Annotated in this window: 22 protein-coding genes, 1 tRNA gene and 2 pseudogenes; 13 read left to right on the plus strand and 12 right to left on the minus strand. The window is 63.5% G+C overall.

The window, feature by feature from the left end:
* Positions 1–60: 60 nt before the first annotated feature.
* The 8 genes from D1F64_RS17535 to D1F64_RS17565 all read right to left on the minus strand — a co-directional run bounded on the left by D1F64_RS17535 (position 61) and on the right by D1F64_RS17565 (position 9,276).
* Entirely contained in the window at positions 61–1,437 is a 1,377-nt protein-coding gene (locus D1F64_RS17535) for a sigma-54 dependent transcriptional regulator (RefSeq protein ID WP_117413466.1), read from the minus strand.
* A gap of 56 nt (positions 1,438–1,493) precedes the next feature.
* Positions 1,494–1,832 (minus strand): flagellar motor switch protein FliN, encoded by a 339-nt coding sequence (gene fliN, locus D1F64_RS17540; RefSeq protein WP_117413467.1) that lies wholly within the window; start codon positions 1,830–1,832, stop codon positions 1,494–1,496.
* 4 nt (positions 1,833–1,836) lie between these two features.
* Entirely contained in the window at positions 1,837–2,538 is a 702-nt protein-coding gene (locus D1F64_RS17545; RefSeq protein ID WP_117413468.1) for a FliH/SctL family protein, read from the minus strand.
* 19 nt (positions 2,539–2,557) lie between these two features.
* Positions 2,558–3,601: a flagellar motor switch protein FliG gene (fliG, locus tag D1F64_RS23925; RefSeq protein WP_205470522.1), complete on the minus strand. Its 1,044-nt coding sequence runs from the start codon at positions 3,599–3,601 to the stop codon at positions 2,558–2,560.
* Positions 3,602–3,604: 3 nt separating this feature from the next.
* On the minus strand, positions 3,605–5,185 hold the full coding sequence (gene fliF / locus D1F64_RS23930) for a flagellar basal-body MS-ring/collar protein FliF (RefSeq protein ID WP_248304792.1): 1,581 nt from the start codon (positions 5,183–5,185) through the stop codon (positions 3,605–3,607).
* A gap of 498 nt (positions 5,186–5,683) precedes the next feature.
* Positions 5,684–5,959 carry a DUF1153 domain-containing protein gene (locus D1F64_RS17555; RefSeq protein ID WP_117413469.1) on the minus strand — a complete coding sequence of 92 codons (276 nt, stop codon included), beginning with the start codon at positions 5,957–5,959 and terminating at the stop codon, positions 5,684–5,686.
* Positions 5,960–6,447: 488 nt separating this feature from the next.
* On the minus strand, positions 6,448–7,110 hold the full coding sequence (locus tag D1F64_RS17560; protein WP_117413470.1) for a flagellar hook capping FlgD N-terminal domain-containing protein: 663 nt from the start codon (positions 7,108–7,110) through the stop codon (positions 6,448–6,450).
* A 96-nt stretch (positions 7,111–7,206) separates the two neighbouring features.
* On the minus strand, positions 7,207–9,276 hold the full coding sequence (locus tag D1F64_RS17565) for a flagellar hook-length control protein FliK (protein WP_162901625.1): 2,070 nt from the start codon (positions 9,274–9,276) through the stop codon (positions 7,207–7,209).
* A gap of 470 nt (positions 9,277–9,746) precedes the next feature.
* Here D1F64_RS17565 and mnmA point away from each other — a divergent pair, with 470 nt between their 5' ends.
* The 13 genes and pseudogenes from mnmA to D1F64_RS17635 all read left to right on the plus strand — a co-directional run bounded on the left by mnmA (position 9,747) and on the right by D1F64_RS17635 (position 22,094).
* Positions 9,747–10,943: a tRNA 2-thiouridine(34) synthase MnmA gene (mnmA, locus tag D1F64_RS17570; RefSeq protein ID WP_117413472.1), complete on the plus strand. Its 1,197-nt coding sequence runs from the start codon at positions 9,747–9,749 to the stop codon at positions 10,941–10,943.
* On the plus strand, positions 10,940–11,647 hold the full coding sequence (locus D1F64_RS17575) for a methyltransferase domain-containing protein (protein ID WP_117413473.1): 708 nt from the start codon (positions 10,940–10,942) through the stop codon (positions 11,645–11,647). Before mnmA ends, D1F64_RS17575 begins: the two co-directional genes overlap by 4 nt.
* A gap of 158 nt (positions 11,648–11,805) precedes the next feature.
* Positions 11,806–11,882: transfer RNA gene (locus tag D1F64_RS17580), tRNA-Met, on the plus strand.
* Positions 11,883–12,141: 259 nt separating this feature from the next.
* Positions 12,142–14,745 carry a hypothetical protein gene (locus D1F64_RS23540; protein WP_162901626.1) on the plus strand — a complete coding sequence of 868 codons (2,604 nt, stop codon included), beginning with the start codon at positions 12,142–12,144 and terminating at the stop codon, positions 14,743–14,745.
* Between the two features lie 741 nt (positions 14,746–15,486).
* A pseudogene (atpD, locus tag D1F64_RS17595) lies at positions 15,487–16,889 on the plus strand (F0F1 ATP synthase subunit beta).
* Positions 16,879–17,271, plus strand: coding sequence for a F0F1 ATP synthase subunit epsilon (locus D1F64_RS17600; protein WP_117413475.1), 393 nt, complete (start codon positions 16,879–16,881; stop codon positions 17,269–17,271). The pseudogene atpD and the gene D1F64_RS17600 overlap by 11 nt, the downstream one beginning before the upstream one ends.
* On the plus strand, positions 17,268–17,561 hold the full coding sequence (locus D1F64_RS17605) for an AtpZ/AtpI family protein (RefSeq protein ID WP_117413476.1): 294 nt from the start codon (positions 17,268–17,270) through the stop codon (positions 17,559–17,561). Before D1F64_RS17600 ends, D1F64_RS17605 begins: the two co-directional genes overlap by 4 nt.
* A 30-nt stretch (positions 17,562–17,591) precedes the next feature.
* Entirely contained in the window at positions 17,592–17,885 is a 294-nt protein-coding gene (locus tag D1F64_RS17610) for an ATP synthase subunit I (protein ID WP_117413477.1), read from the plus strand.
* On the plus strand, positions 17,876–18,592 hold the full coding sequence (locus tag D1F64_RS17615) for a F0F1 ATP synthase subunit A (protein WP_117413478.1): 717 nt from the start codon (positions 17,876–17,878) through the stop codon (positions 18,590–18,592). Before D1F64_RS17610 ends, D1F64_RS17615 begins: the two co-directional genes overlap by 10 nt.
* 2 nt (positions 18,593–18,594) lie before the next feature.
* On the plus strand, positions 18,595–18,885 hold the full coding sequence (locus tag D1F64_RS17620) for a F0F1 ATP synthase subunit C (protein WP_117413479.1): 291 nt from the start codon (positions 18,595–18,597) through the stop codon (positions 18,883–18,885).
* Positions 18,886–18,889: 4 nt separating this feature from the next.
* Positions 18,890–19,684: a F0F1 ATP synthase subunit delta gene (locus D1F64_RS17625; protein ID WP_117413480.1), complete on the plus strand. Its 795-nt coding sequence runs from the start codon at positions 18,890–18,892 to the stop codon at positions 19,682–19,684.
* Positions 19,685–19,693: 9 nt separating this feature from the next.
* Positions 19,694–21,229 (plus strand): alternate F1F0 ATPase, F1 subunit alpha, encoded by a 1,536-nt coding sequence (locus D1F64_RS17630; protein ID WP_117413481.1) that lies wholly within the window; start codon positions 19,694–19,696, stop codon positions 21,227–21,229.
* Positions 21,216–22,094, plus strand: coding sequence for a F0F1 ATP synthase subunit gamma (locus tag D1F64_RS17635; protein ID WP_117413482.1), 879 nt, complete (start codon positions 21,216–21,218; stop codon positions 22,092–22,094). The genes D1F64_RS17630 and D1F64_RS17635 overlap by 14 nt, the downstream gene beginning before the upstream one ends.
* A gap of 206 nt (positions 22,095–22,300) precedes the next feature.
* On the opposite strand, the gene D1F64_RS17640 is transcribed toward D1F64_RS17635, so the two are convergent.
* From D1F64_RS17640 to argF, 4 genes and pseudogenes are all read right to left on the minus strand, one after another.
* Positions 22,301–23,266 carry a hypothetical protein gene (locus D1F64_RS17640; RefSeq protein ID WP_162901627.1) on the minus strand — a complete coding sequence of 322 codons (966 nt, stop codon included), beginning with the start codon at positions 23,264–23,266 and terminating at the stop codon, positions 22,301–22,303.
* 190 nt (positions 23,267–23,456) lie between these two features.
* Complete coding sequence (locus D1F64_RS17645) at positions 23,457–23,867, minus strand: hypothetical protein (RefSeq protein WP_162901628.1); 411 nt, start codon at positions 23,865–23,867, stop codon at positions 23,457–23,459.
* Positions 23,864–24,786 (minus strand): annotated as a pseudogene (locus D1F64_RS17650) (carbamate kinase). Before D1F64_RS17650 ends, D1F64_RS17645 begins: the two are co-directional and overlap by 4 nt.
* Before the next feature lie 4 nt (positions 24,787–24,790).
* Entirely contained in the window at positions 24,791–25,792 is a 1,002-nt protein-coding gene (argF, locus tag D1F64_RS17655; protein ID WP_117413485.1) for an ornithine carbamoyltransferase, read from the minus strand.
* Positions 25,793–25,799: the final 7 nt, after the last annotated feature.

Genomic DNA, 25,799 nt, shown 5'->3' on the forward strand with positions numbered 1-25,799 from the left:
GTCACGGGCACATCGGTCATGAGCGGCACGGTCCCAGGCGGCAAAAGGATCTAGGCATGGTCAATACCCCGCATGGCGGGCTTCGCCCGGTGCGGGGATCTGCGCGCCATCATCGGAATACTGGTTGAGCTTGTTGCGCAGCGTGCGGATCGAGATGCCCAGGATTTTCGCGGCGTGGGTGCGATTGCCAAGGCAATGATCCAGCGTGTCGAGGATCAGATCCTGCTCAACCTCGGCGACCGTGCGGCCGACCATCGTGCGGGTGACGGCCTGCGCGGCCAGCGCCGCATGCGCGGCCGGGTCGCCCGCTCCCAGGAAGCCGCCGGAGTTGGCGGGGCTTCCATCGGGCGTCAGGATTGCCTCGGGGCCGATCTCGTCATCCGCACCCAGAAGCACCGCGCGATGCATGGTGTTCTCCAGCTCGCGCACATTGCCCGGCCACGGATTGGACATCAGGGCACGCCGCGCTTCGGCGTTGATCTCGCGCTCCGGAACACCGTTGATCTTGGAGTATTTGCGCATGAAGTGATGCGCCAGTTCCGAGATATCGGCCGGACGCAAGCGCAAAGGCGGGATCTTCAGGTTGACCACGTTCAGCCGGTACAGCAGATCCTCTCGGAACCGTCCGCCGCGCACCTCTTCCGCGAGATCGCGGTTGGAGGTCGCAAGGATCCGGATGTTGACCGGCACAGGGCGCGTGCCGCCAACGCGATCAATCACCCGCTCCTGGATGGCGCGCAGCAGCTTCGCCTGCAGGCGCACGTCCATCTCCGAGATCTCGTCGAGCAGCAAGGTACCGCCGTCGGCTTCCTCGAACTTGCCGATACGACGGGCGATGGCGCCGGTAAAGGCCCCCTTTTCATGTCCGAACAGCTCGGATTCCAGGAGATTTTCGGGGATCGCCGCGCAGTTGACCGAGACGAAGGTCTTGTTGGAGCGGTTGGACTTGCGATGAACGTGGCGCGCCAGAACTTCCTTGCCGGTGCCCGATTCGCCGGTGATCAGCACCGATGCTTCCGAAGGCGCCACCTGTTCTGCCAGGCGAACGACGGCGGCCATGGCATCGTCTCGATAGATGATATCGGACTGGTCGTTGGCGACCGCGCCCAGAACCGCCGCGATGAGCTCGGGATCCGGCGGCAGCGGAATATATTCCTTCGCGCCGGCGCGAATTGCCTCGACCGCGGCGCGCGCATTGGTCTCCGTGCCGCAGGCAACAACAGGAACATGGATACGTTCGGCCTGCAGCCGTTCGATCAGGGCGCCGATATCGAGATTGACGTCGATCATGATCAGATCGGCGCCGCGCCCCGAGCGCAGGACCTTCAGCGCATCATTGACGTTTTCCGCGTAAATGACACCCGCGCCACGGTCCATGGCGATTTTGGTCGCCGCGGTGAGTTGCCCGCCGAGAGTGCCGATAATCAGGAGTTGCATTGGTCACCTCGTCGCCATCGAATGGCACCAGACACGTGCAGGGAAATCCGTTCCACCTACCGGTCCGTTTTGATCATTTCCGTCATCGTCACGCCGAGCTTGTCTTCCACGAGCACCACTTCGCCGCGCGCCACAAGACGGTCATTGACATAGATATCGATCGCTTCGCCGACCTTCCGGTCGAGCTCGAGCACGGTGCCCGACGACAGCTTCAGCAGGTCGGACACATGCATCCTGGAGTGTCCCAAAACGGCCGAAACCCGGACAGGAACGTCAAAGACAGCCTCCAGATCGGAAGCCGATTTGGCGGTGGGCGCCGGGGTCTCGGCGCGGTCGAGCGTTGGCACCGAGAGTTCCTCAAGGGGCATTCCGCCGCGTTCTTCTGTTTCGCTCATTGCATCAAGCTCCCGTCGTGTCGCTGGCCGGCGCGGCGCGCGCGCTGGCCTTGCGAACATCATCACGCGCCGTGAAATAGCGCCGCACAAGCGCCTCTATCTGCTTCTCAAGCGCCTTGCGGTCGCGCAGCAGGCCTCCGTCGGCCCATTCGATGCGGCAATCGCCACGCTCCAGGTCGGGTTCGCCAAGGATCACCAGGCGCCCCTCGAACCCCTTCTCGTACACCAAACCGTCAACGGCGTTCTTGAGCCGGTCGCTGTCGCGCTCGTTGATCCGCACCACCACATGCGGCTGGCGGCGCAGCGGCCCCAGGCACTCCGACAGCAAGGCCACCACCTCGCCAAGCGGCTCGCGAGCGATCAGATGCGCCGCAAACCGCCGCGCGGCGAGAAACGCCAATCCGACGGCATCCTTTTCCAGCCGTTCCTGCTCGCCTTCGATGCCCTTCAGCAAAGCATCCACGGAACTCGTGAGCCTGTCCGCTTCGCCGGCAAGCCGATCGGCCTCCTTGTCGACCACCTCGGCGCGGCCCGCGGCGAGCCCCTTCTGATGGCCGCGCTTCTCGGCGTCTGCGAGCAGCTTCTGATGTTCACGCACGGTGATCGTCGGCTCGGCGGCAACCTCGGGTTCCACTTTCTCCGGCTTCTTCGGCGCCAACAGCTCCTGGTTGAACAGGAAGCGCTCCGGGGTAGGTCTGGATGCCATTTTTTGCCCCGTCGCTTGATTAGTAGACAAGTTCATCATCGCTGCCGTTCTTGGTGATCATGATTTCACCGCGCGCAGCAAGATCCTTGGCGACGTTGACCATCTCTGACTGAATATCGTCGATATCGCGCAGCCGCACGGGGCCAAGCGCATTCATGTCGTCCTGCAGCATCTTGGCCGCACGCGCCGTCATGTTGGAGAAGAAGAACTCGCGAACGGCCTCGCTCGAACCCTTCAGCGCGATGCCCATCTTCCCCTTGTCGACGTTGCGCAACAGCGTCTGGACGCTCGCGGCATCCAGCTTCGCCAGATCGTCGAAGGTGAACATCAGCGTCTTGATCTTCTCCGCCGACTCGCGGCTTTCCTCCTCGAGCGCGGAGAGGAATCGGGCTTCGGTCTGGCGGTCGAAGTTGTTGAAGATATCAGCCATCAGCTCGTGGGAGTCGCGACGGCTGGTCTGCGACAGATTGGACATGAACTCGGTGCGCAGCGTCTGCTCCATTTTCTCGAGCACGTCCTTCTGCACCGCTTCCATGCGCAGCATGCGGTTGACCACTTCGAGCGCGAATTCCTCCGGCAGGATCGACAATACCCGCGCCGCGTGATCGGCCCGGATCTTCGACAGCACGACAGACACGGTCTGCGGATATTCGTTCTTGAGATAATTGGCGAGGACGTTCTCCTGAACGTTCGACAGCTTCTCCCACATGTTGCGCCCAGCCGGGCCGCGGATCTCTTCCATGATGTGCGAGACGCGGTCGGAAGGCAGGAAGGAGCCGAGCAAACGCTCCGTGGCGTCCACATTGCCCGTCAATGCGCCCTGCGACGTCAGCTTGGTGACAAAGTCGACCATCAGGGATTCAAGCATGGTCGGCGTGACCGGTCCGAGCTTGGCAAGCGTTGCCGAAATCTGGCGAATCTCGATTTCATCGAGACGCTCCCATACCGGCCGGCCGTGCTCCTCTCCAAGCGCGAGCAGCAACACCGCCGCGCGCTCGACGCCGACCAACTCACGGTCTTCGTGCTCGGTGGAGATGGTCAGGCTTCTTGTTGTCGCTCCCATGTCCTATGCCGCCTCGTTCAGCCAGCCGCGGATGATCGACACGGCTTCATTGGGGTACTCTTCGACGATCTCGCCGATCTGCTTCACCGACTGGGCGTGCTCGGAACCAGCGGCCTTTGCATCGCTCAGCCACTGGATGGTCTGGCTTTCCAACTTGCTGGCTTCGCTGACAGCCTCGACGGGGATCAGGGAACCGTCCGCCGCGATCATGGCCTGATCACGCGCCTCCGTCGCCGTGAGCGCTGCCTTCACTTCCTCAGGCGCGACAATCTTGCGAACCAGCGGACGGACAACGAAGAGCATCAACAATAGCGTGATCACCAGCAGGACGCCCAATTCGGAGACATACAGAATGTCATCCTTGGTGAGGTCGAAAAGGTTGTTTTCGTTTTCCGGAATATCGATGCCCGGCGCATTGGCGAAGCGCAGGTTGACGACTTCTATCTGATCGCCACGGGTCTGGTCATAGCCGACAGCCGAGCGGACCAGCGCGCCGATGCGGTCGAGGTCCTCCTGGGTGCGCGGCGTATACACACGATCGCCATCGGCGTTGGTCTCATACACGCCGTCGACAAGGACAGCGATCGACAGCCGGCGAATGCCGCCCGCCTCGACAATCTCGGTCTTGGTCGAATGCGAAATCTCGTAGTTGACGGTTTCCTCGGTCGTGCTCGACGCATCCCGGTCACCCGTGCCGGCCGGATTGGTCTCGGCATTGGGCAACTGATTGCCGGCCGTGACCCCATCCTCGCCGGATTGACTAGACGCGCTTTCCTCGCGCGACTGGGTCGACCGCACCACCTGGCCATCAGGATCAAAAATCTCGGAGGTCTCTGTGATGCGGTTGTAATCGATTTCGGCGGCGATACGCACCCGCGCGCGTCCTGGCCCCACAACGGACGAAACGATTTCCTCCACCTGCTGGCGCAGCCGCCGTTCGACGGCGACCGTGCGCTCCTGCAGGGACGTGGCGAGCATGCCTTCTGAATCGCCCTCCATGCCGCTGGCCAGCAACTGGCCGGTCTCGTCGACGATGGAAACATGCGACGGGCTCAACCCCTCGACGGCCGAAGCCACGAGGTGCTGGATGGCGCGCACCTGACCCTGATCGAGGTGCCCCCGCACCTTCAGAACGATCGAGGCGGTCGGATCTTCCCTGTCGCGCTGAAACAGCTGCCGTTCGGGCAATACCAGATGAACCCGGGCTGTCGCCACCTTGCCGATGGCCTGAATGGTGCGGGCGAGCTCTCCCTCGAGCGCGCGAAGATGATTGATGTTCTGGACGAAGCTTGTGGCGCCCAGCGTGTCGGAGCGATCGAAAATCTCATAGCCGACGGACCCACCCGTCGGCAGCCCTTGCTCAGCCAATCGCATGCGGGTGCGCAGAACATCAGCCTTGGGGATCAGAATGGCTGCGCCGTCGCTGCGCACCTCGTAGGCAATGCCCAGGCTTTCCAGCTGATTGATGATCTGTGAGGAGTCATCGAACGTCAGTTCTGTGTAGAGCGGCGTCATGACGGGTGACGTCACGCGCAGAATGATAACGGCGAAGACCCCGATCAAAATCGCGGCGACGGCGCCCATAGCCGCAAGCCGGGCGGACCCCAATGCGCGCATGAATTCGAAAAAGCCGTTCACGGTGCGTTTGTCTTCCAATCCAGCGCTTCAGAGATCGAGCCGTCCGAGAGAGAGTGAGGACATGAGGATGGTGGAACGCCTCCCGAACGGCTCGCTAGGCAAAAATTGCCCCGAGATGGTAAACAAGACGTTAACAAATGAACAAATGCGCAGTTGCCCATATGATTTTTCTAGGGTTTTGGCCAATCGGCTCTTTACCCAGGCAGGCAAAATCCGCCTAGCGCGTTAACCAACGCGACGTGGATTGCCCATCCGGAATCCGAAATCGGAACGAAAGCGACTGCTCACGACACGCGGATCTGAATCCGCGCCAACGATTCGAGCTGGCCAGGCGTTGAGATTTCCGGGCACAGCGACGCGAGTACGGAAAAAAGCGGGCCCGGAATCCCGGGCCCGCTTTCGTAAAATCAATCACGCCCTCTGACCCCGAGGTGGGATCGGCGATCAAGACCGATATTGTTGAACCCGCGTTGCGCGCAAGCCCGCAAGACCGTGCCTGTCGATGGAACTTTGCCACGACAGGAATTCCTCGACTGTCAGCGTATATCGCTGACATGCTTCGTCGAGGGAAAGCAGCCCGCCGCGAACAGCGGCGACCACTTCAGCCTTGCGCCGAATGACCCACCTTTTAGTGGACGTCGGCGGAAGATCGGCAATCGTCAATGGGCTGCCGTCGGGCCCGATTACATATTTGACACGAGAACGAACTTGCTCGGTCATCGTACTCTCACACTAAACGTGACCTCGGTATGGGGAGAGATTAGCCGGTCCGATTTAAAATTTACCTAAACCCTTGGCAAGAATTCGGTAAGAATTGTCCCTAGTCTGGAAACCTCTTCGATAATGTGCCCGAAATCGGCAGCAACCCGCGGGCCAAACGGGCAGCGCACAGGGGACACGCGGCGCTGAAAGTTGTCAGGATTGTGAAAAAAACGTGAGAAAACCGCGCTCTGGCGCGCAAGGACGCCGACGCAGCAGCCCTGGCGGCCACGGTCATACATGACCGGTTGCCGACACCGCGTACACGGCAAAAAATAACCGCACCGGATGGCTCCGGCGCGGCTGAAAATGCAATTTCGGGAATGATTGCGGGCTTGCGAGGAGCCCGAAACCGGCAGGCACGGCCTCCGCGAGATGCGGCGCGAGGCGCTTTGGGCGCCCATATGCCCGATTCTCGACAGCCCCGGCCTTCCAGTCGATTCCCGAGGCTACAGCGACCTGCTGACGGAATGGATCGACGACAAGGGGATCAGAGCGCCGCCAACCTTGAGGATGGGCTCGGTCCCGCTCAGATCGATGCCATCGACCACGCCGGACATTTGCGTGTCCACGGACACCGCATTGCCACTGCCATCCTTTGCTGCGATCGAAATCGAGAAGGTGCCGTCCGGCGCGTCGACGCCGCTGTTGGTCCGGCCATCCCAAACATAGGCGGACGAGCCTTCCGTGATCTCGATCTTCTCCGTGAACATCACCGCGCCATCGGAATTGCGGATCGAGATTTCCGCCGTCTCGGCGCCGGCCCCTGACGTGAAGCCCCAAACGGCCTCTCCGTCCTCCAGAACGCTCTGAACGCCATCAGCGACCACTTTCGTCCCGAGATAGGAGACCAGGCCAGCCGCGCTCTGGGATTGCACCGATGAGATCAGTTCATCCAGATTGGCGTTGGTCTTGATCTGTTGTTCGATGGCCGAATATTGCACCAGCTGGTTGGTGAAATCGTCAGCGTTCATCGGATCAAGCGGATCCTGCACCTTCAGCTGGGTCGTGAGCAGCGTCAGGAACATCTCGTAGTTGGACGACAGCGTCGCGGAATCGTTGCTCGCGCCGCCCGTGGTCTTCGTCGTTGAGGAAGCGCCCGAAACATCCATCTTTCAATCTCCACTGTCGCTCGGGAACACACCAGCGGCCGTTTGGCCGGAGGATGGTCCCGGCAGCCCGCGCAGTCGCGCCGGCCGCGGGTTTACTCACACACGTATATCCAGCCCGCTCGCGCCACCACGCGTATAGGCCGCGACCCGTTCCAGCGCCGCCTGCTGGTCGACCGGCTGATCGCCGGCGACGGCTTCGCCGAAACCGTTCGTCTCTCGATGCTCATTGCCGCCGTCGGCAGATGCCTGCCCGCCCTGATCCTTCAGCGAGAAGGACAGCCCGCCATCGCTCGCCGTCTTCAACCCGGCATTTTCCAAAGCCCGCTCCATGCCACGCTGATCGCGCTGCATCATGTCGAGCGTCTCAGGGCGTTCGACGATCAAATGCGCCCGCACCTGGCCATCGTCACCGATCTTCAACCGGACATCCACCCGACCCAGTTCCGGCGGATCAAGACGGATCTCGAACCGGGTCTGGCCGCGCTGGGCATTGCGGGTGATTTCCATGGCCATCAGGGCCATGGGCAGGGTTTGCGCCGCGGGCGCGCCGTTGGACGCAGGCGTCACGAAAGGCTGGCCCGAACGCGCGGTGTTGCCGGCGACGGCCTCATAGCCGTCACCGCCGTCGGCGAGATCGCCACCAAGCACCTCGACCCCGACAGCGACCGCCGGAGCGGCGGCAGCCTGAACGGTCATCGTGGACGAGACGACCGGCTTGCGGGGCTCAGTGGCCGCCGCATTGGTCTGGGGACGAACCACGCCATCCGCGTCTGCACTCTCGGCGCCATCACCCGCGTCGCCGCCCGGCTGGCCCTCTCCGTCGAGCGATGTCTGCCCGAGCATGTTCTGTCCGGCCGTGTTCTGGCTGGTTGTGTTCTGGCTGGCTGTGTTCTGGACCCCGGCTGCGACAACCGGCGCCTGCGCAGCGTTGTTCTGTGCGGCGGCCGGAGCAGTCGTTGCCGCGCGCAGCGGCTGGGCGGGATCCACGGGAGACTTCGCAACCTCGGTTGCAGGAACACCGTCCGCGTCAACCGCCTGTGCGACATCGCCGATGACAAGGGGCGCCACTTGCGCCGTCGCGACCGGCTGGACCGCTTGCAGCGGCGCGGCCTGCGCGCCATTGGGGCCGGCCGGCGCAGCCGCGACGGGCCGGGTCGCGGATGCACCCACGGGCATTTGCGGCAGGGCGGCTTCGCGTTTCAACGGCGGCACATCCGCATCATCCGCAGCAACGGCGCTTTCCGGCGCTGCGGCGACGGGCCCGGCGCCCACTTGAACCGCCGGGGCTCCCGGCGCGCCGACCACAGGTTTCACGACGGGCTCAGCCGCGCCGGGAGTTGACCGGACCACGAGCCCCGCATCGAGACCTGGCTCGGTCAGCGGCACCGTAGCCGCGGCAAGACCAGCGGAAGGCGCAGGCGCCATCGGCGCTGCGGGCTCAGCCACAGGCTGACCGCCAGCCGGCGTGTCCGCCACACTGGGGAAGAAACCGGGAGCGTCCGTCGTGCCTGCACTCCGAACCACCGGCGGGCGATCGGCATTGCCCTCGTCCGAGCCCGCGTCTGGGGCGGCGGGAGGCGTTGCAAAATCGCCGGCAAGATCATCAGCGAGATCGCCAGCAAGGTTGCCGGCAAGGTCGCCAGCAAGATCACCGTCCGTGCCAAACGATGCGGTCTCCACAATTCCATCCGGCAGCGCGGGAAACATGACAGGCGCCACGACGGGCGGCGGCACGAGCGCGCCTTCGGCCGCAGCCAGAGTGACTTCGTCCGCGTCAATAGCGGACGGTTCGTCCGCCACAAGAAGCAATGGATCGATCTGCGCGTCCGGCGCCACATCCGAGGCCGCAACGCCGTCGGCGCCTTCTGACACAAGCGAGAAATTCAGCACCGGCGCCGTCGCGCCGAACAGGCCATCCATCAGCGCCGCCGCGGAGACGCTCATGCCCTCCACCATCGGCGCAAGGGGAGCAGCCGGCGCGGCGCCCGTGGCGACATCGAGATGACTGGCGAAGAGCGAGGGAACGCCTGACAGCCCGCCCGCCCCACCGGCGGGGGCCGCGACGCCCGCCGCGCCCGAGACGGCAAGACCGGCGCGAACCGTACCGCCGGCCGCGCCCGCAAGCCCACCGCCTGCCAGCCCAACCGCATCTCCCGAGATGTTCATGTCGTAAATCTGCAAAACCGCCTCGCTCTTTCCAGTCGTCCAGCGCGGACACCATCCGGCACGCGAATTCACAAAGACATGTGCAAGCACGGGGCCAAACGTCCGGCGCGCGGGAAACGGCGGCTTTCCGACGATCTCGGCGCGGCCTGCGCATCGGAGCCGTCCGCCGGACCCGGAAAACATTGCCAACCCGGCAAAGCTTGCCGCCCATCACACGGCCGGCGGGTCACCGCGAGGCAGGCATTTGGTCCGGCGGATCGCGGGCGCGGCGGGACAATTGGCCTGCGCGGCCGCATCGGCTATAGTGACAGTGGATCGACCTGCACCATTGTGAAGCCGCCCTGTTTCACTTAAATGCATGGGAAACATTGCGTGGCCGCACACCAGCGCAAACAACCGCATCGGACATCCATCAGGCCCGGGCCGCGACAGACCCGGACAGACGGTGCACATTCACGGAGTAGCACGGGATGCTCAACAGCCTGGATCTGCCCGGCCGGCCGGAAGACACGCGCGTCGTCGTCGCCATGTCGGGCGGCGTCGACTCCTCCGTTGTCGCCGGCCTGCTGAAGCGCGAGGGCTACGACGTGGTCGGCGTGACGTTGCAGCTCTACGACCATGGCGAGGCCGTCCACCGCAAGGGCGCCTGCTGCGCCGGCCAGGACATTCACGACGCCCGCCGCGTAGCCGAGACGCTCGGCATCCCGCATTACGTTCTCGACTACGAGGAGCGCTTCCGCGAAGCGGTGATCGACCGGTTCGCCGAAAGCTACATCGCCGGGGAGACGCCGATCCCCTGTGTCTCATGCAATCAGACCGTAAAATTCCACGACCTTCTGGAAACCGCCAAGACCCTGGGCGCCGACGTGCTGGCCACCGGCCACTACGTGCGCTCGCGCCGCGGCGAAAGCGGAGCCCAGCAGCTTTTCCGGCCCGTGGACCTGGACCGCGACCAGAGCTATTTCCTCTTCGCCACCACGCCCGAGCAGCTCGACTTCCTGCGCTTCCCGCTCGGCGGACTGACCAAGCCGGAGACCCGCGAGATCGCCCGCGAGCTCGGCCTGGAGATCGCCGACAAGCACGACAGCCAGGACATCTGCTTCGTTCCCACCGGGAAATACGCCGACATCATCGCCCGGCTGAAGCCCGGCGCTGCGGAACCCGGCGACATCGTGCATGTGGACGGCCGGGTGCTGGGCCGGCACGAGGGCATCATCCATTACACGGTGGGCCAGCGCCGCGGCATCGGCATCACCGCCAGCGAGCCGCTCTACGTGGTGCATCTGGACGCCGAAGGCGGCCGTGTCGTGGTCGGCCCGCGCGACGCGCTGATGACCCACCGGCTGCATCTGCGCGACGTCAACTGGCTCGGCGACACGGCTCTGGCCGACCTGCCGGCCGAGGGCGTGGAGATCTACGCCAAGGTGCGCTCCACCCGGCCGCCGCGCCAGGCGCTGCTCAAGGTGGAAGACGGCGCCGTGGTGGTCGAGCTTGCCGACGGCGAGCACGGGGTGGCCCCCGGCCAGGCCTGCGTCTTCTATGATACCGACGGCGACGCCGCGCGGGTGTTCGGCGGCGGCTGGATCGACCGCACCGAGCGCTCCGGCTCGGCCGAAGCCGCGCTGGCCCGGCTCGACGAGCCCAAGGCCGCGGTGACGCACGCATGAACCGCAGCGAGCCCATCCCCGATCGCGTCCGCAAATTGACCCGCCGCGTGCGGTCCTTCGCGGAATCCCTGACCCGGGACGCCGCCCGGCTGGACGAGAACGCCGTGCGCCTGGCCTATGCGCGCTGGGCGCCGTTCTACGACATGGTGTTTCGCGCGCCGCTCTACTGGGGCCGGCGCGCCGCCGTCAAACGCATCAACGAACTGGAAGGCCGCGTGCTGGAGGCCGGCGTCGGCACCGGCATGTCGCTGCCCAACTACAAGCCGCACCTCACCGTCACCGGCATCGATCTGTCGGAGGAAATGCTCGAGCGCGCGCGGTGGCGCGCGGAGAAGCTGCCGGGCGTCGACCAGCTGATCGCCATGGACGCCGGCGCGCTCGGGTTTCCCGACAACCATTTCGACGTCACCGTGGCCATGTATGTGATCACGGTGGTGCCCGACCCCCTCAAGGTGCTGCACGAGCTCGAACGCGTGACCAGGCCCGGCGGCACGGTGATCCTGGTCAACCATTTCTCCGCCACCCACGGCATCCGCGCCCGCGTGGAAACGGCGCTGGAGCGCTTCTCCAGCCGCCTTGGATGGAACCCGGAGTTCCCCAAGAGCCGCATCCTGGGCCGCTCCCGCCTGGAGCTCGAGGAAGAGGAAACCCTGCCGCCGTTCGGCCTGTTCACGCTGCTGAGCTTTCGCAAGCCCGAGGCCTGAACGGCCCCGGCCATGGGCGGGGTGCCGCGCGCGGTGGAGAACTTTTGCCGCGCCCGCAGCCCGCGCTTGACAGGCCGCGCGCCGCTCCCCTATATGCAGCCCACGCCGACGGTTCGCCCGCCGGCCCCAAAGCCGCGATCCACGAACACGCGCGCGATGGCGGAGTAGCTCAGCTGGTTAGAGCAGCGGAATCATAATCCGCGTGTCGGGGGTTCGAGTCCCTCCTCCGCTACCAAATTTCCCTTGAAATTGCTGATGGTTAGATCTCGCACGCACCGAGCGCGTCTGCGCGTGGAAAGCCCGGGGTTGGCATTCTGTGTTTCAAAAGCCTGGGGATGGATAGGAGGGAATAAGACGGTTTGTTTTATACCTAAGAGTTATTGTATGGCCGAGTGATATTCAAGAGTGTAACTTCACTACGTTCGGCAGGAGTCTGTCTGCTAAATGCATAGCCCAATTCCTGTGAAGGAAAAGGGAATACGGAAATCTCTCCTATGTGGACTACCGAGAAAACTCGTCGAGCTCATATTTTTCCTCGCCCGTTGCGTGTCGCTTACCTTGTACCACTCAGACCAAGTCACGCTCTTCTTGACGCAATTTTCGACGAGGCGATGTCTCGGTGGGGCGGCCGTCGAACGCCGATAGTTGTGACTGATGGCGCAACGATCAGCGATGCTGAGTGGATGTTTCTCGACCTATGGGATGCTGACTTAATTTACAGCTATGTACCATTGCAAGACGATCTTCACGACCGGATCGCATATTGCTTGGGTCCCTACGCGATAGAAACTCATAAGACTGTTGATGAGCCTGCTAACAGTCGGGCATTCCGGCCTTCGTCTGACGGCTTGGAATGGTCATTGAAGTCAATATCCGTCCTTCCCCGCGTGGCCAGACTTCAGGAAATTCGACGAGAGCCAATTTTTGAAGTTCTAGATAAAGAAAGAGGTAGTCATGTTGAGCGCGACTTGGCTGACTCTTTCGGATTTTTGAGTAACTGCACCGTTGACCGTAGCATAACTCCATACGCAAGAAGATTAAGCTTCAGGGAGGTTGGCCACGAGAAATATGCGCCGCGTTTTACTGGCGAAAATGTGATCTCTTACCTCTCAGATATCGACGAACTCGAAAGCCGCCTTTCAGAAGACGGTAGACTCCTGTTCCCCACCCAAATGTCGGATATGTTTTGTCCTAATTTAAATGCGCTTAGGGAGTATAAAAATAGCTGGGAAGAACAACTTACTGTTATAATCGGCGATGACGCTGACGATAGGCTGCTATTTTGGAACGCGATCCACCGCTACGCGAGCCTCGATATTTTCAGAAACAATCAAATATTTCGATTTAGCGTAGATCGCTTTAAGGATGGCCTGCCTGCATGGATAAGGCATCTATGTGGCGGAGTAAGAAATTGTCGTCGTTTTGATGGAAACGGCGCACCCAATGTCCACGTTGTTTCGTGTTCAGTTGAAGCGGAGCGGCTTGGGGAAATCTCAAGACAAGTAGCCGGGGACAGGCATATAATATCTTCTTTTGGAAAACTTGCGGTTTCAGATGTTTTTGATCCGCTTGTTGAAAACGATCCCAGGAGAGATTATGAGCACAGCCAAAATCTCTGGCCAGCTTGGATTTGGCCCGATACCAAAACTGCCGAAATGGTCCGAGTGGAAAATCGTGAGATCGATCTACCTTGCATAAAGCCTGGGCATACAAATGAGTTCCCGCTTGGGCCTACAACAGTTGGCGCATGGCTAAACGACCTAAAAATCGAGCGTGCGGAAGACCATAGCCGCTATTCAAATATCATCCATCACTGGATGTTTCCGCGGCGGTTAGCGCTTCACAGATCTGTAAAAATTGAAAACTATGGCGAAAGCCGTATGGCGCTGCGTCCACCGGTCAGGCCCACAGAGCGTGGGTGTCTGTCCCTTTGGGATAGTCCTCTATGGCAACGCCCAACTTTGAGCTTACCTCAAGACGTTACCGCTTTCCGTCAAGCGCTTGCCATGCATCACCCCAATACAATAGCTGAGCGTGGCTCCCGTGGTGAGGGGATGCCGCATGCGCGAATTGAAGACGTCAAGCTATCTGATAAAGGCCGCGATTTGCTGGGTGTCCTGAAATTCTTTGGCAATCTCAACGAAGCCATAACATTCCTTACAAACCCATTTATTCTGTCCCTTATCGCGAAATTGTCGCCCACTGACCCTGCTGAAAATTCGGGCAGAATTCAGAAGTTGAAGGGAGAACTCATCGAGCGCCTGAAGGATCAGCAGCCCACCGAAAGCGATTTCGAAAGAGCTGCAAGACGTGTGCTGGAACTTGCTGCGCGTGGGCTGCAAAAGGACATGAAGGAAAATGAGTACGCCAACTATGCGGGACTGTGGCAGCAGTTGAAAGAGGACGTTCAAGGCAAGGCAAATCGAAATGAGCTAGACGACTGCCTCAAGTATTTGAGAAATCAAAATTTTTTGCTTCAAGGATTTGGCTGGAAATGTAGAAGGTGTCAGCATTCCAACTGGGTTGGCTTGACGGACATAACCAACTCGCTTGAATGTGCAATCTGCGACTTTCCGGAAAATGCGCCAGTTGGTGGGGACGCCAACTTTCACTTCAAGCTGAATCCGTTCGTGAGCGCTGCATTCGCTCCCACATCAGCTCAAGACTCGATAATTTGGTGCCTGTCTTTGTTGCTAGACGGGGCGCGCCATTCATTCATGCTCACACCGACCTTGGACATCAGGGACAAGATCGCGCTGCCTCAAGGAACAGACTTAGATGTTCTGGCATGTGTGGATGGAAAAGTTTACTTCTACGAGGTGAAGCGGAGCTTTGCCGGGATAAACAAAAGGCAGATCGATGATTTGATCATAGTAGCCAATTTAATTCGACCAGACTTTGCGGGATTTGCGATCCAGAGTGACGTCAACAAAAGCGCCCTGAGCGATAAAGATATCAGTTACATTCGTGCCGAACTACGGAAGATAGATGTCGAATTTGCGCTGAAAAGGGGCAATAAAAATCAGAGAGGGTTCTTATCTCGCGCCGTGCCGCCAAACGTTGGCGACACAATGCGATGGAACATTTGGCAAAACTGAATGCGTTGCGCGTCTCTCGATCCGACGTTGAAAACACGTGGCGGTCACCAAGGTTTGTTTTTCAAGTACGCCTCGCGCCTCCTTCTCGCCAGCCAATCCCTTGACCCAGCTCCACGGCGTACGCTGCTTATGCAGCTTCGCCAGTTCGGGGTGCTTCTTCGGGTCGCGGGCGGCCGAGCGCAGGCGTTCGTGGGCTTCACGCGGATCGAGCTTCAGTTCGGCGCGGAGCTGCTTTGGGGTGACACTGCCGGGCATGGATCGCCCTTCTTCCGAAGCGCGCGGGTCGGGATTGTGAGGAAGCATTCTTCCAGGACAATGTTTTGATGCCCCTTAGCCGGATCGCGCGGACCCGTTCGGCGGCCGCCATGACCTGCGCCTTGCGCAGCAGCGCGCGACGGCGGAGCGGACGCACCGCGCGTTGCGGCACCCGCGGATCATCGTTCACTCCCCAGACCGTCGACGCCCCGGCCGGAACCATCACGCGCCATCTGGAGCGGCAGCTCGCGCCGCAACGGTCCCGATTGACATCGCGTCCGGAGGTCTGAAAGCTCATGGACCAGCGGCGCGCGCATCATGGCCCTTGCCGGCACGCCGAGATCAGCATTGGGCCAGGGTGCGTTCATCGTTCCGCACGCTTCAGGGCACCTCGATCTGCGCCATTCCGGCCGTTAGATCCAAATCAAGACCTGCTTACCGGACATGCAGTAGGGTGATAAAGAATATCGGCAGCGAAAGCAGGGAATGATGGACCGCGACACGCGCATTGGCCATATCGTGCGGCTGGGAGGCGGAATCGCCGACATCCGGTTCGATGGGGGGTGCCCGCGATTTCGACCCGGCTCGTCACGCTCAGCGATCCCGAGATCGTCATCGAGGTCGCCGGCCTGCCAGGCGAGGGCCTGGCCCGCGGGCTCGTCATGAACCCCACGTCCGACCTGCGCATCGGCCTGGCCGTGCGCGATACCGGCGGCCCTATCGACGTGCCGGTGGGCGAGGCGGTGCTGGGCCGGATGTTCAACCTTTTCGGCGAGACCATCGACAACGGCCCGCCCCTGGGCGACCTGCCCCGCCGCTCGATCCTGCGCACGCCCGTTCCCCTGTCCGAACGCAGGGTCGAGGGCGCGATCTTCGAGACCGGGATCAAGGCGATCGACCTGCTGAGCCCGCTGGAACGCGGCGGCAAGGCCGGGCTTTTCGGCGGCGCCGGCGTGGGCAAGACGGTGCTGATCACCGAGATGATCCACAACATGGTCGCCGAATACGATGGGGTCAGCCTGTTCTGCGGCATCGGCGAACGCTCGCGCGAGGCCGAGGAGCTGTATCGCGAGATGGGTCAGGCTGGCGTTCTGGACAACACGGTGATGATGTTCGGCCAGATGAACGAAAGCCCCGGCGTGCGGTTTCGCGTGGGTCACGCCGCGCTCACCATGGCCGAGTATTTCCGCGACGACCTGCGCCGCAACGTGCTGGTGCTGATCGACAACATCTTCCGCTTCGTGCAGGCGGGATCGGAAGTGTCGGGCCTTCTGGGTCGCATCCCCAGCCGGGTGGGCTATCAGCCGACGCTGGGCACGGAGCTGGCCGATCTGGAGGAACGGATCTGTTCAACCGACCGGGGCACGATGACGTCGATCCAGGCGGTCTATGTGCCGGCCGACGATTTCACCGACCCCGCGGCCACGCACACCTTCGCGCATCTCTCGGCCTCGATCGTGCTGTCGCGCAAGAAGGCCTCCGAGGGGCTGTATCCCGCGATCGACCCGCTGCGCTCCTACTCGCGGATGCTGACGCCCGGCACGGTCAGCGCAGACCATTACCGCATCGCGCGCGCGGTGCGCACGACGCTGGCCGAATACGAGGATCTCAAGGACATCATCGCCATGCTGGGTTTCGAGGAGCTGTCGGAGCGCGACCGCGCGACCGTCCGTCAGGCCCGGCAGTTGGAGCGCTTTCTGACCCAGCCGTTCTTTTCGACCGAAGCGATGACCGGAAATCCGGGGCGCTTCGTCCCTCTGGAGGAAACACTGGACAGTTGCGAGCGCATCCTGTCGGGCGATCTCGCGGACCGCGATGAGGGTGATTTCTACATGATCGGATCGATCGCGGATCTCGACGCGCCGGCGGAGGCGACCGATGCGGCTTGAGATCATCACGCCCATGGCAATCTGCGTGGATCGCACCGTGCGGCGCATCGTGGCCGAGGCGCCCGAGGGGCATTTCGGGATGTTGCCGGGCCATGTCGATTTCGTCAGTGAACTGGTGCCCGGCATCCTGCTTTACGAGGCCGAGGACGGCACCGAGCGCTTCGTCGCGGTCAATGCCGGCACGCTGGTGAAATGCGGCGACGAGGTGCGCGTGGCGGTGCGCGGCGCGATCGAGGGCGACGACCTGTCCGAGCTGCGCGCAAGGGTCGAGGCGGATTTCCGCCGGCGCGACGAGGACGAGCGCGCGGGCCGCGCAGCGCTGGCGCGGCTCGAGGCCAGCATGATCCGCCGCTTCCGCGACCTGGGGAAGCCAGGCCCATGACCGATGAGCACAATGCAGAAACGGAGACGGAAACCATCGCGCGCAAGGCAAAGCGAATGGAAGAGGCCCGCAAGCGCCGCCGCGAAAGCGCGTGGTACGGCCTGGGCATGTTCGGGCTGGTGGGCTGGTCCGTCGCGGTTCCCATCGTCGCGGGCATCGCGCTGGGTGTCTGGATCGACGAGCGCTGGCCGGGAGAGGTGTCATGGACGCTGACGCTGCTGATCGCCGGCGCCGCGCTGGGCGCTCTCAACGCCTGGTACTGGATCCAGCGGGAGGGACGCAATGATTGACGGAGACCGGCAACGACTCGAGGAGCTGCAATGAGCGCTACCATCATCCTGCTGTCCGGCGGGGCGGGCGTCCTCATCGGAGGGCTTTACCTCGGCCTGCTGTGGCTGGGCGTGCGGCATCTGCCGCGGGAGCGGGGCGTCCCCGTTTTCCTCGGACTTGCACTTGCGCGGATGGCGGTGCTGGTGGGCGCGCTGGCGGCGGCGGCCACGCTCGGAACGCCGGCGGAAGGACTGGTCGCGGCGCTCGCAGGCTTCGTCGCCGTGCGGTTCGCCGCGACGCGCCTTTCGGGTCGCGGAACACCCGGAGACGCCGCATGGAAATAAGCCCCGACGCCTGGGTCCTCTATGAATGGCGGGATCTTCGGCTCAACGCCACCATCGTCTTCACCTGGGGCGTCATGGCGATCCTCGTCCTCGGCTCGTGGGCGGTCACCGCACGGCTGAGCGAGGGGGAAACCGTGTCCCGCTGGCAGGTGATGCTGGAGGTGATCGTCTCCACCATCCGCGACCAGATCGCTGAGGTCGGCGCCGACACACCCGGCCGCTACCTGCCCTTCATCGGCACGCTCTTCCTGTTCATCGCCACGGCCAATGTGCTGGCGGTGGTACCGGGATACGAGGCGCCCACCGGCTCGCTTTCCACCACCGCGGCGCTGGCGATCTGCGTTCTGGTGGCGGTGCCGCTGTTTTCGATCGGCGAGCGCGGGCTGCGTGGCTACCTGCGCACCTATCTGCAGCCGACGCCGTTCATGCTGCCATTCAACCTGGTGAGCGAAGTGTCCCGCACCGTTGCGCTGGCCGTGCGGCTGTATGGCAACATGATGAGTGGTACCGTCATCGTGGGTATCCTGATCAGCGTCGCTCCGTTCTTCTTTCCGGTCGTGATGCAGGTTCTGGGCCTGCTGACCGGTCTGATCCAGGCCTACATCTTCGCCATTCTCGCGATGGTCTATATCGGCTCTGCAAGCCGCGGCCGCCGCGGGTCCGACAATCCGGCCGCGGCACAAGAAACCGAAGCAAAAGGAGACTGAGCATGGATTCAGCAACATGGATTGCCGTGATCTCGATCTTTACCGCCGGGCTCACCATCGCCATCGGTTCAATCGGTCCGGCGCTGGCCGAAGGGCGCGCCGCGTCGCAGGCGCTTCAGGCAATCGCGCAGCAACCCGACGCCGCAAACACGATCACCCGGACGCTGTTCGTCAGCCTTGCGATGATCGAATCGACGGCGATCTACTGCTTCGTGGTGTCGATGATCCTGATCTTCGCCAATCCGTTCACAAACCTCGCCGCCCAAACCGCCACGCAGGCCGCCGGAGGCTGATCGCATGCAGATCGACTGGCTGACCGTGGCGGCGCAGATCGTCAACTTTCTCGTTCTCGTCTGGCTGCTGCAACGGTTCCTCTACCGCCCCATCACTCAGGCCATGGCGCGGCGGGAGGAGCGCATCGAAACACGGCTGTACGAGGCGAAGACCGCGCGCGAAGCGGTCGACGCAGAGGCAGCCGATCTGCGCGAACAGCAGCGGGCGCTGGAGGCCGACCGGGAGGCGATGCTGAACGAGGCCCGGCAGGAGGCCGACGCCCTGCGCGCCCGGCTCGAGGAGGACATCCGCAAGGAGATGGACGCCAAGCGCAGCACGTGGCAGGCGCATCTGGAGGAGGAGCGTGAGGCCTTTGCCGACAAGCTGCGGCAGCGCGCCGGCCATCAGGTGATCGACATCGTCGGGCGCGTGCTCGAGGACTACACCGGCAGCGACCTGGCCGGACAGGTGGCCGGCACCTTCGCGGATCGCCTCGCCGCCCTTGACGGCGACGAGCGCGAAAAGCTGTCGGCCGCGGCGAACCGGGCACAGGGGCCCGCCCGCGTGGAAAGCAGCGTCGCGCTCAAGCCGGGTGTGCGAGGCCAGATTACCCGCGCGATCCACGAATGCGTCGCCAAGGATATCGAGGTCGAGTATCGCGAGGACGACGATCTGCTGCTGGGCATCCGCCTGACCATCGGCGAGCAGACGGTCGAATGGTCCGCCTCCCGGTTCCTGCACCGGCTCGAGACAACGCTTGACGAGGTGATGGAGCACGGCGCTCACCGCAGTTCCGGCCGCGCGCCGGTCACCGGCTGAGGGGACACGATGACCTTCGGCGATCTGCACGACGATCTTTTCGCTCCGCTCGAGGACGCGCTCGCACGGGTCAGCCCCGCACTCGAGAGGGCCGAAATCGCCCGCATCCTGTCGGTCGGCAACGGCGTGGCGGAAGTTGCGGGTTTTACCGACCTGCATGCGGACGAGCTTCTGACCTTCGCCGGCGGCGTGATGGGGATCGCCTCGAACCTCAGCGAGGCCCGCGCGGGCGTCATTGTTCTGGGCGAAACCGAGCGCTTGCGCCCCGGCGATCCGGTGCGCCGCACCGGCCGCGTTGTCAATGTGCCCGTGGGCACGGGGCTGATCGGCCGGGTGGTGGATGCGCTTGGCCGCCCGCTCGACGGCGGCGGCGCCATCGGCGCACGAGAATTCCTGCCGGTCGAGCAGCCCGCGCCACCCATCATGCACCGCGCGCCGGTGCAGGTGCCGCTGCAGACCGGGATCAAGGCCATCGACGCGGCCATTCCGATCGGCCGCGGCCAACGCGAGCTGATCCTCGGCGACCGGCAAACCGGCAAGACCGCCATCGCCGTCGATGCGATCCTGAACCAGCGCGACAGCGGCGTGCTGTCGATCTATTGCGCCATCGGTCAGCGCGCCTCGGCGGTGGCGCGCGTCATCCAGAGCCTGCGCGAAGGCGGCGCGATGGACCGCACCATCGTCGTCGTAGCCAGCGGCGAGGATGCGCCGGGGCTGCAATTCGTCGCGCCCTATGCCGCCACCTCGATGGCGGAACATTTCATGGCCGAGGGGCGCGATGTGCTGATCGTCTACGACGACCTGACCCGCCATGCCCGCGCCTACCGCGAGCTTTCACTGCTGCTGCGGCGCCCGCCGGGGCGCGAGGCCTATCCGGGCGACATTTTCTACATCCATTCCAGGCTGCTGGAACGCGCCACGCAGCTCCGCCCGGAATACGGCGGCGGCTCGCTCACGGCGCTCCCGGTGGTCGAGACCCAGGCGCAGAACATCTCGGCCTACATCCCGACCAACCTGATCTCGATCACCGACGGGCAGGTCTATCTGTCGCCCTCCCTGTTCGAAAAGGGACATTTGCCGGCCATTGACATCGGCACCTCCGTCAGCCGCGTCGGCGGCAAGGTGCAGTTGCCGGCGTTTCGCGCCGTCGCGGGCAACCTGCGGCTGATGTATGCGCAGTTCGAGGAACTGGAGACCTTCGCCCGGTTCGGCACCCAGCTTGACGCCGAAACCCGGCGCAAGCTGACCCGCGGGCTGCGCGTGCGCGAGGTGCTGAAACAGCGCGAGCATGATCATCTGGACGTGCCCGAGCAGATCGCGGCGCTGCTCGCCGCGACGGAAGGCCTGTTCGACGACCTCGAGCCCGACGCCGTGGCCGGAGCCGAACAGACGGTGCGCAAAGCCGTGCGCGCGCGGGCTGGCGATGTCTGCGACCGGATCGACGCGGGAGAGAAGCTGGACGACGCCGATCGTGCAACGCTGATCAAGGTGATGCGCGACGCGCTGTCGGAATCGCAGACGGAGGCGGACGATGGACACGCTTGAAAGCCTCGCGGACGCGCTGGAGACCACGGGCGACATTCAATCCATCGTGCGGACGATGAAGGCGCTGTCCTCAGTCAGCATCCGGCAATACGAACACGCCGAAGCGGCGATGGCGGATTATGCCCGCACCGTCGAACTGGGTCTGATGGCGGTTTTGCGCCAACAAGGATCCGCCGGTCTGCTCCTGCCCGGCGCCGACAGCGCGGCCGGGCGCGAGGCGCTGATCGTGATCGGGTCCGATCGCGGGCTGTGCGGGGGATACAACGACAAGGTCACACGCGCCGCCCTCTCGCGGATGGGGGACCAGCCCATGGTGCTGGGCGTCATCGGGACGCGCGTGGCGGCCAGGCTCGAGGCGGATGGGCGGCGCGTGGATACGGTCCATACCCTGCCCGGCTCGGTGGAGGGACTGTCGCGGCTGGTCCAATCGGTGATCCTCGGGATCGACCGCTGGACACGGCTCGAAGGGGTCAGACAGGTCTGGCTCGTCCACAATCGCCGCGAGGGACGCAGCACGGCGAAGCCGCAGACTCACCGGTTGCTGCCATTGCCTGACGGCTATCTGCAAAAACTGGCGAAGGTCGACTGGCCCGGACGGTCCCTGCCACTGTTCCGGATGGATCCCGACCGGCTGATGTCATGGCTCGTGCAGCAGCGGTTGTTTGTGATGCTCTACCGCGCCCTGGCCGAGGCGTCGGCCAGTGAACACGCCTCCCGGCTGGCCGCGATGCAGGCCGCCGAGCGCAACATCGAGGAGCGGCGCGACGACCTGCGCCAGCTGTACCGCCAGCGCCGGCAGGAATCGATCACCCGGGAGCTCCTGGACGTGGTCTCGGGCTTTGAGGCCGTCAGCTCGGCGGATTGAGCATCACCGCCCGCTTGGCGCCGCGCTGGTCATTGCCGCCACCATCTTCTGCGCGCCCACGGCGTGAAGATCGCCAGCGCGCTGTCCAGACGCATGTCCCCTCCAGCGTGTTCCCCAATGTCACTCGCCACCCGCTTCTGTGGGGCTTGAAGGGCGATGGCCGTCAATTCGGCTCCGCGCCACACTGACGTGACGCAGAGCGTCGATCAACGCGGCTCGGTGTGCACCCTGTCTGCCTCCAATGCTTCGGCGGTTCGCGCCAGCGCAGAGTCGATGTCGTCTGTCCGCAGGAACTGATCGTCCAGCAGGGTGGGCTCGTAGGGGAGCTGACGCCGCGTCACGGCAACCATATGCCCAATCGACCCGAGCAATCTCGCCAGCGATGCGTCCGTACCGTAGCGGATACCCTTCGGCACGCAGATTCCGTCGTCCTCGCCCGGCTCCTGGCCCGGCGGACAGACCCGGCCACCACGGCCCGGCTCGACCTCCGGCGTCACCGGCCCGATATCGCCGGCCACGCAGCCGCCGTCGATCGGACTTGGCCGCATTCCGTTGGGACATGCGATGAGATAACCGTCAGGAACCGGGACGAGCAGGATCTTGATGTCCGGCACGCACCGGTCGTCCTTGCCCGGGATCTGGCCCGGAGGGCACCCGCCCTCGCCGGGGCGCTGCGGTTTCAGCGTGAACGTGACCCCGCACAGGCCGGACGGCCCGGGCTGGCTGCCGTCCGGACAGGGCTCCAGCCGGTAGCCGGCCTCGCCGGTCCGGTTTCCATTGCCAGAACTCTTTCGGCAGGCGGCTTCACATGCGTTGTTCGATTTTTCGCAGCCGACTTTGTCCTTGTCGAAGCGGCGATCGGAGCTGACCGTGCAATTGGCGAATTGGCTGTTCGCGCTTGCCATGCAGCTTCTGTAGCCGGCGGTCCCCTTCTTGTACTCCGAGCAGTCGGAAGTGCGGCGGCTCAAGTCCGCCTTGCAGGACCTTTCCGAAGTCGCGTGGTTGGTCTGGGTGGTCTTGTCGCAGTCGGCCTTCTGATCCTCGCATTGATCAAGGCACATCTGCAGCGAGTCGGCGCGCGCGGTCGATGCGATGGTGGAGAGCACGAAGCCGAGCATAAGCACAATTGCCGCTCTCAGGATCGCGCATTGCTCCGGGCTAGCTCGAACCATTTTCGCTTTCCTCATTGCCGGCTGGAACAGTCTGCAGCAAGTCCACTGAACGGCGCGCGTGAAATTCCAATTCTCCGTGCCGCAGCGCCGGGGTTGAATATGCAACTAGACAGTCACCAGTCACCATGCGCTGTCAGAATATCAAAATATACCGTAGAAACTCATCAATATTGAATAGTAATCTGTACGATCAGAGTTGACAAGTCGATATCGCGTTGGCGCTGCGGAAGAGAACAACAAAAAGCCGGAACATTACTGTAATACATAGCGCAATTCGGCTGATACGCTTCAAGATACCGGATAGAAGGTGCGTGTGCCGCAGCGGAACAGTCCGTCCGCCATCAGTCCTCCACGACGAGAACCGTCCCAGCACGTCCATATCGAAGATGGCCTGACGCGGGCCCTGGTCGCAGCGCCGCAGAAGATCGTCGTCACGCGAAAGATCAATGGGAGCCTGGATGATGACCTGCACCGGGTCGCACTCGTCTCGACTGTTGCGCACCGCCAGCGCCACACGATCACCCGGAAATTTCTGGACGTGGTCTCGGGCTTTGAGGCCGTCAGTTCGGCAGACTGAGCGTCCGCGTACCAGCACGCTCAAACGACCGCTCCAAACGCAACAACGGTTCCCGCGCGCCCCTCGAGGATCGCCAGCGCCTCGCCCAGCCGTCCGATCCCGGCCATGCGACCCTCACCGCCAGCCGCGAAACGCGCCGCGGCTTCGGCTTTCGGTCCCATCGAGCCCGCCGGCAGGCCCAGCGCGGCGGCCTCGGCGGGGCTGAGCCGCTCGATCCGGGACACCTTCTCGGTGCCGAAGTTGCGCAGGATCCCCTCGACATCGGTCAGCATCAGCAGCGCGTCCGCGTCCAGGTTCTCGGCCAGAAGCGCGCTCGCCGCGTCCTTGTCGATCACCGCCTGAACGCCGGTAAGGCTCCCGTCGGCGCGCGCCATCACCGGGATGCCCCGCCGCCGGCGCAGATCACGATGGTGCCGTGCCGCAACAGCAGCCGGATCACCTTCAGGTCGGGAATCTCCACCGGCGCGGGCGAGGGCACGACGCGGCGCCAGTGGTCGCCGTCGCGCGCGATGCTCCAGCCGTGGCGCTGCGCCATCTCCTCCGCCTGCGCCTTGTCGTAAACGGGGCCGACGAACTTCGTCGGCTTGTCGAAGGCCGGATCCTCGGGGTCGACACGGATCTGTGTGAGCAGCGTGGCGACGGGGCGCGTGTGAGCGAGCGCATTTTCCAGCTCCTGCTCGATCAGGTAGCCGATCATGCCTTCCGTCTCGGCGCCCATCACGTCGAGCGGATAGATCTCGTCGGGCTTGTAGGCGAGGCCCTGCAGGGCGAGCAGGCCCACCTGCGGGCCGTTGCCATGGGTGATGACGAGGTCGTGTCCGGCCTCCACGATCTGGGCCAAGGCTGCTGCGGCGATCCGGGCGTTCTCGCGCTGATGCCCGGCCGTCAGCGCCTGTCCGCGCGCCAGCAGCGCGTTGCCACCAAGGGCTGCCACCACCAGCATCGCCTCACGCTCCCAGCGTCGCGACGAGCACGGCCTTGATCGTATGAAGCCTGTTCTCGGCCTGATCGAAGACGATCGAGGCGGCGCTTTCAAAGACCTCGTCCGTCACCTCCATCTCCGAGATGCCGAAGTCCTTCTGAATCTGCGCGCCCAGTTCGGTCTCGGCGTTGTGGAAGGCCGGCAGGCAATGCATGAAGCGGGTGCGCGGGTTGCCGGTATTGGCCATGACATCCGCCGTCACCTGGTAGGGCTTCAACAGCCCGATGCGTTCCGCCCAGCGGTCCTTCGCCTCGCCCATGGAAACCCAGACGTCGGTGTAGAGGAAATCGGCACCCAGCGTCGCCTCCGCCACGTCCTCGGATATCAGCACCTTCGCGCCGGTTTCCTTTGCGATCGCGCGCGCCTCGGCCTCGATCTCCTTCTCGGGCCAGCAGGCGCGCGGGGCGCACAGCCGCACGTCCATCCCCATCTTGGCGCCGCCGATCAGAAGGCTGTCGCCCATGTTGTTGCCGGCGTCACCAAGAAAGCAGTAGGCGATGTCGCGCCAGGGTTTCCCTGCATGTTCCTGCATAGTCAGGAAATCCGCCAGGATCTGGGTCGGATGAAATTCGTCCGTGAGTCCGTTCCAGACCGGCACGCCGGCATGGGCGGCCAGTTCCTCCACCACGGCCTGGCCGAAGCCGCGATATTCGATCCCGTCGAACATCCGGCCCAACACGCGCGCGGTATCCTTCACCGTCTCCTTCCGGCCGATATGCGAGCCCGAGGGCCCCAGATAGGTGACGTTCGCGCCCTGGTCGTGGGCGGCGACCTCGAAGCCCGCGCGGGTGCGGGTACTGTCTTTCTCGAAGATCAGGGCGATCTCCTTGCCCTTCAGCAGGGGCTGTTCGGTGCCCGCGTATTTCGCCGCCTTCAGATCGGCCGACAGCTTGAGGAGAAAGCCGATCTCCGCGGGCGTGAAATCGCGAAGGCTCAGGAAATGACGGTTCTTGAGATTGTAGGCCATGCGGTCC

It is taken from the genome of Breoghania sp. L-A4 (genome assembly GCF_003432385.1).
Taxonomy (GTDB): domain Bacteria; phylum Pseudomonadota; class Alphaproteobacteria; order Rhizobiales; family Stappiaceae; genus Breoghania.

What these genes read in the sequence shown, in the direction of transcription:
- D1F64_RS17555 (WP_117413469.1), bottom strand. Translation starts at nt 5,959, where the DNA reads ATGACCGAGCAAGTTCGTTCTCGTGTCAAATATGTAATCGGGCCCGAC.
- mnmA (WP_117413472.1), top strand. Translation starts at nt 9,747, where the DNA reads ATGCTCAACAGCCTGGATCTGCCCGGCCGGCCGGAAGACACGCGCGTC.
- fliF (WP_248304792.1), bottom strand. Translation starts at nt 5,185, where the DNA reads ATGGGCGCCGTCGCCGCGATTTTGATCGGGGTCTTCGCCGTTATCATT.
- D1F64_RS17535 (WP_117413466.1), bottom strand. Translation starts at nt 1,437, where the DNA reads ATGCAACTCCTGATTATCGGCACTCTCGGCGGGCAACTCACCGCGGCG.
- D1F64_RS17565 (WP_162901625.1), bottom strand. Translation starts at nt 9,276, where the DNA reads ATGAACATCTCGGGAGATGCGGTTGGGCTGGCAGGCGGTGGGCTTGCG.
- D1F64_RS23540 (WP_162901626.1), top strand. Translation starts at nt 12,142, where the DNA reads ATGTGGACTACCGAGAAAACTCGTCGAGCTCATATTTTTCCTCGCCCG.
- D1F64_RS17545 (WP_117413468.1), bottom strand. Translation starts at nt 2,538, where the DNA reads ATGGCATCCAGACCTACCCCGGAGCGCTTCCTGTTCAACCAGGAGCTG.
- fliN (WP_117413467.1), bottom strand. Translation starts at nt 1,832, where the DNA reads ATGAGCGAAACAGAAGAACGCGGCGGAATGCCCCTTGAGGAACTCTCG.
- D1F64_RS17560 (WP_117413470.1), bottom strand. Translation starts at nt 7,110, where the DNA reads ATGGATGTTTCGGGCGCTTCCTCAACGACGAAGACCACGGGCGGCGCG.
- D1F64_RS17600 (WP_117413475.1), top strand. Translation starts at nt 16,879, where the DNA reads ATGCGGCTTGAGATCATCACGCCCATGGCAATCTGCGTGGATCGCACC.
- argF (WP_117413485.1), bottom strand. Translation starts at nt 25,792, where the DNA reads ATGGCCTACAATCTCAAGAACCGTCATTTCCTGAGCCTTCGCGATTTC.
- D1F64_RS17625 (WP_117413480.1), top strand. Translation starts at nt 18,890, where the DNA reads ATGCAGATCGACTGGCTGACCGTGGCGGCGCAGATCGTCAACTTTCTC.
- D1F64_RS17620 (WP_117413479.1), top strand. Translation starts at nt 18,595, where the DNA reads ATGGATTCAGCAACATGGATTGCCGTGATCTCGATCTTTACCGCCGGG.
- D1F64_RS17635 (WP_117413482.1), top strand. Translation starts at nt 21,216, where the DNA reads ATGGACACGCTTGAAAGCCTCGCGGACGCGCTGGAGACCACGGGCGAC.
- fliG (WP_205470522.1), bottom strand. Translation starts at nt 3,601, where the DNA reads ATGGGAGCGACAACAAGAAGCCTGACCATCTCCACCGAGCACGAAGAC.
- D1F64_RS17640 (WP_162901627.1), bottom strand. Translation starts at nt 23,266, where the DNA reads ATGGTTCGAGCTAGCCCGGAGCAATGCGCGATCCTGAGAGCGGCAATT.
- D1F64_RS17575 (WP_117413473.1), top strand. Translation starts at nt 10,940, where the DNA reads ATGAACCGCAGCGAGCCCATCCCCGATCGCGTCCGCAAATTGACCCGC.
- D1F64_RS17605 (WP_117413476.1), top strand. Translation starts at nt 17,268, where the DNA reads ATGACCGATGAGCACAATGCAGAAACGGAGACGGAAACCATCGCGCGC.
- D1F64_RS17630 (WP_117413481.1), top strand. Translation starts at nt 19,694, where the DNA reads ATGACCTTCGGCGATCTGCACGACGATCTTTTCGCTCCGCTCGAGGAC.
- D1F64_RS17610 (WP_117413477.1), top strand. Translation starts at nt 17,592, where the DNA reads ATGAGCGCTACCATCATCCTGCTGTCCGGCGGGGCGGGCGTCCTCATC.
- D1F64_RS17615 (WP_117413478.1), top strand. Translation starts at nt 17,876, where the DNA reads ATGGAAATAAGCCCCGACGCCTGGGTCCTCTATGAATGGCGGGATCTT.